Annotated in this window: 5 protein-coding genes; 1 reads left to right on the forward strand and 4 read right to left on the reverse strand. The window is 38.1% G+C overall.

What is annotated here, in order from left to right:
• Positions 1 to 112 precede the first annotated feature (112 nt).
• Entirely contained in the window at positions 113 to 433 is a 321-nt protein-coding gene (locus Q0X89_RS00345; protein ID WP_297690620.1) for a hypothetical protein, read from the forward strand.
• Between the two features lie 62 nt (positions 434 to 495).
• Here Q0X89_RS00345 and Q0X89_RS00350 read toward each other — a convergent pair whose 3' ends face one another.
• From Q0X89_RS00350 to Q0X89_RS00365, 4 genes are all read right to left on the reverse strand, one after another.
• Entirely contained in the window at positions 496 to 2,166 is a 1,671-nt protein-coding gene (locus tag Q0X89_RS00350; RefSeq protein ID WP_297690621.1) for a hypothetical protein, read from the reverse strand.
• Positions 2,167 to 2,393: 227 nt separating this feature from the next.
• Positions 2,394 to 2,780: a DUF4258 domain-containing protein gene (locus tag Q0X89_RS00355; RefSeq protein ID WP_297690622.1), complete on the reverse strand. Its 387-nt coding sequence runs from the start codon at positions 2,778 to 2,780 to the stop codon at positions 2,394 to 2,396.
• Between the two features lie 3 nt (positions 2,781 to 2,783).
• Positions 2,784 to 3,983 (reverse strand): alanine dehydrogenase, encoded by a 1,200-nt coding sequence (locus Q0X89_RS00360; RefSeq protein WP_297690623.1) that lies wholly within the window; start codon positions 3,981 to 3,983, stop codon positions 2,784 to 2,786.
• A gap of 140 nt (positions 3,984 to 4,123) precedes the next feature.
• Positions 4,124 to 4,552: hypothetical protein (locus Q0X89_RS00365; RefSeq protein ID WP_297690624.1), on the reverse strand; the 429-nt coding region annotated here is incomplete at its 5' end.

Below are 4,552 nucleotides of genomic sequence, written 5' to 3' on the forward strand. Positions count from 1 at the left end.
GTTGCAGGGCAGACGAACAGGGAATTGGAACTCCTAAAGAAAGAACGGATCCGAAGAAAGATATAGTTAAAAATTATATCCAATTATTATAACATAGTAGAAATTCCATAGTATGAAGTATGCGGAACTTAAGGATGGTGAGAATAAAATAGAATTTTACAATACTTTTTATGGCAAAGAATCTGTCATAGTAGACGGCACCGTGCTTTCCAGTAAGTTTTCAATAACCGGCACAACGCATGATTTTAAATTAGCTTCAGATGACTACCAATTAAGCTCCAGGTATAAACTATTTTCTAAAAGGAGTATTGATTTGGAGTTAACCAAAAATGGAGTCCTTATTGCTTCAGAAACAAAGGAAACATCCAGAATACACAGATTTATTTGGATTTCTATGGGAGTAATAATTGCTTATCTATTGTTTGAACTATAACTTACATTTACTGTTACATGTCCTATATGTTAAAGATAATTTTTCGATAAGGTAAAATGGATTTACTGCTTTACATTAATTAAAACAGCTTCGCAACTAGACAGGTCAGAATTCAGTACTATATTTTCCGAATTGCTACCATCTTTAATTTCAATAGAGACCGTGTTCGGTGGAAAATTACCCAGGTTATGGGCGTAGAGAAATAAATCATTGGTGGCAGTTGGGTTGAGCTTAACCTCAAAACTCTTTTTCTTATAGGTGAGCACATGCTTGCCCACTACCTCTTCGCCATTAAGGTAAATAGAAACGATATCACCATCTTGTCTCCCGTGATCGTAAAGATTAATAATGATGTTTTCGTTCTCAACCATCAGTTCTTTTTGGTAGGTAATCTTTCTGCCTTCAAAGGACATTCTTTTTGGCTTTTTTACTTCCTTCACTACCGGGGCTGCTGTTTCCTCGACTACGGTTTTTGTGGGCACTGCCTCAGGTTGTTCAGCTTCTACCACTGGTTCTTCAACTACTTCGATGGCTGCGCCCTCAACCTCTTTTATAATAACTTCTTCCTGTGCAGGCGTCTCCTGTATTTCAACCTGTGCATCAACTATTTCTTCCGCGGGTTCCTCAACTATAATTTCTTCGGGTTTTCTCTCTTCCTTTTTTATCGTAAAATAGGGAGTGGCAAATTTTGCAATATGGTATTTATTTACTGGATAGAGTTCAATCCCCATAATTTTATATTTGTCTCCTGCCGGAATACCTCTTCTGAGTTTAATATCAACAGCGTTATGATTGTTCTTAAAAATACCCAGCTCTTGTATCACTACATCATCCCTGGTTAGAAAGAATTTAATGGTTTTGCTTTCATCCATATTGGACGTTGTCCATTTAATTTCCACAGGGTTTGGAATTATCCAAACCGTGCCATTTGTTGGATAGGTAATTTCTAAAGATGAACGATATTGTATCCTTTCTTTTATTCTTTGCTTATTAAGTTTAAATGCGGAGTTCTTAAAATTAGTATAGGGTAAATAAGCGGTCAGGCCAACATTGGCCTCTTTCAATAACTGATAGAATTCTTCCAATTCAGCCAGAACATTGATCAGTGGTATTTGGTTGGGATAGGTCTTTTTAATTTTATTAATCCTGGATATTAATTTTTTGGAGACTTTCGCCTTTGGAGCAGGCTCGTTACCCATATCGCTCGACTTAATTAAGCTTTGGGCCAAACTAAGTTTGTTATAACCGAATCTATTGTCCAAAAACGTAATGGCTTCTTCATTGCTGAGGGAATTGGTTTCTCTGAATTTGCTCGCTATATTATGAGCCACCAGGTATTCTCTTAATCCCTGTTCTATACTTGCTTTGGCCAGCTCGTTACTTGCTTTAGCGGGCGAATTGACCGCCTGATTCAAAATTTCGAGAAACTGTTCTTTGCTTAAAAGTTCCTGTGAATTCGCAAATCCGGCTTGGAAATAGTCAAATACCAGGCTTGGGGATTCCAGTAAAATATAATTCTTGTTTGCGGTTTTGGCATAGTTATCTGCGCCATATGTTTCTAGTATAGTGCGTTTTGCATCTTCACTCCAGGAGTTGCCGGCCTCAGTAATGATCTTTTTGCTCAACTCAATAGGGTTGTCTATACTGCTGTTTAGAGGTGCAGGCCCATCATTTGCCTGGGTTAGGGGTCCGAAAGCGAACCAAAGAAGCAGAAAAAGTAGATTTTTCATCATGATTTATTATCACAGTTCTAAAACGGGCCTTCAGGTTTTAGAGGCAGACCAAAATTCCCGGTCAAAAACTATTTAATCAATAATTGATCCAAAAGTGATTTAACGAGGCTTATTGATCCTAAATAATAACTCCAAAACAGCCTATTTTAGTATACTTATGTATTTAAATACGTAAAATAATGCGTTTTGGTTTTGTTCCCTTTGTGGCTACCGGGAATTCTAATCTATTATTCAAGTATTTGATAGTTTTCTAGAAGTACAGTGCTATCACAGTTTTTAACACTTAAAGCCGATAATTTTTCTTTTACCTCGGCTTCAATAAAGTAGGTTTTACAGCCGGTAGTTTTGGTATTGCTCTTTTTAAAGTTGACATCTCCTTCATTGAGAAAATAAGCAATAGTGAGGGAGTCGATGACCTGGTCCCTTACAAGCTGATCCATATTTTCTGAATACAACAGTGGTTTAGAGCGTAGTTCTTTTAATACCCTGCAATTGGGCAGATAACAAAAGGTGGCTCCGGTTTCATCTGATTTCTTTTTAATGAGATAGAAAAAGACAATAAGTCCTAAGGACAGACCTATGAGGTAAAATCCCAAGCGTTTTAAAAATGCCATGAACTAAAAAATAAGAAAGTTGATATCACTATACTTAAGATCGAACCATTCTCCAACAGATTTGTTGGTTAGTATCCCGTGATACATGTATAGGCCGTTGCGAAGGCCTTTGTCAAATCTCAGGGAATTTTCTAATCCGCCGTCTTCACCAATTTTCAAAAGATATGGTGTAAAAATATTACTGATAGATACCGAAGATGTTCTGGGGTATCTCGCCGGAATATTGGGTACGCCGTAATGGATTACCCCGTATTTTTCTCGTGTGGGTTTGTCATGGGTGGTAAGCTCGCTGGTTTCAAAGCAGCCTCCCATATCTATACTCACATCAATGATGACCGACCCTTTTTTCATATGTTCTACCATAGTTTTGGAAACTACGATAGGAGATCTGTCGTTACCGCGTACGGCACCTATTGCCACATCACATCGCTTCAGGCTCTTTAGCAGGTTTTTAGGTTGCAAGGTGGAGGTGTAAATGGTCTGATTTAAATTGGTTTGAATGTTTCTTAATTTCGTAAGGGAGTTATCAAAAACTTTTACATTGGCACCAAGCCCTAATGCAGAGCGTGCAGCAAATTCACCAACAGTGCCGGCACCAAGGATGACCACTTCTATAGGAGGTACCCCACTAATATTGCCAAACATAAGTCCATTGCCCTGATTGGTCGCCGCCATAATTTCGGAAGCTATTAATACGGAAGCTATCCCGGCTATTTCACTAAGTGAACGTACTGCGGGATATTTTCCATCTTCATCACGTATGTATTCAAAAGCTACTGCGGTAATCCGTTTTTTGGCCAATTCTTCAAAATATTCCTTAGACCTTGTTTTAATTTGTAAGGCAGAGATAATAGTTGCCTGCGGATTCATCAATTGAATTTCCGACAGGGTAGGGGGTTCTACTTTTAATAACAGCGGACAAGAAAATACTTTCTTGGTATCCCGGCTTATCTCGGCCCCGGCCTCCGTATATTCCTTATCGGTGTAGCTGGCACTTTCCCCTGCCCCGGCTTCCATTAAGACCCGGTGACCATTAGCTGTTAAGGCATTTACGGCGTCCGGAGTTAGGCAAATGCGCTTTTCCTGGTATTGGTTTTCGTTTGGGATCCCTATAAAGAGCTCTCCTTTTTGTTTTAAAACTTCCAGGGTTTCTTCCTGTGGAAGCAACTGTTGTTTACTGAATGGTGAGGAAGGTTGATTCATAAGAGGTAATTCGTAACCGTTTAGTTACAGTCCATCTCAAAATTACGATTTTTTTTTGATCGAATGGGTTAGTAGGGCCAGGGCAAAAAAAATCCTGCTTTTAAAGAGCAGGATTGGGGTTAATTATTGTTTATGTTATGCTATAAAAACATATTAAACAGACTTCTTAAAGATTGCTGTAATTGTTTAAATGTATTCTTTAAGGCATTGTCCGGTGTTTTTTTGGATAAATCTTCTTCCATTTGATTTTCCATTTTTTGCTTAACACCTATTTTTTCATTTTCCCGTCTTTCTTTGTCCTTGTAGTATTGTAGTTCCGCATCCATAGCGTCCAGGTCAATCCCATGCACGTATTTGTCATAGAGTTTCACCCTAATAAAATAAACAAAAGGAATAACGACCATACAGACCGGTAAGATCCATAAAGTATTTTCTGTATCTACAACAGTATCATCATGGTAGTAAAAGACTTCTAACATTTGGAAGGCATACATACAAATAGGCACTAGAAGGATATGATACCACCAATGCTTGTTGGTAAAGAACCAAATCAATAATAAATAAAAAGG

It is taken from the genome of uncultured Eudoraea sp. (genome assembly GCF_947258525.1).
Classification (GTDB): Bacteria; Bacteroidota; Bacteroidia; order Flavobacteriales; family Flavobacteriaceae; genus Eudoraea.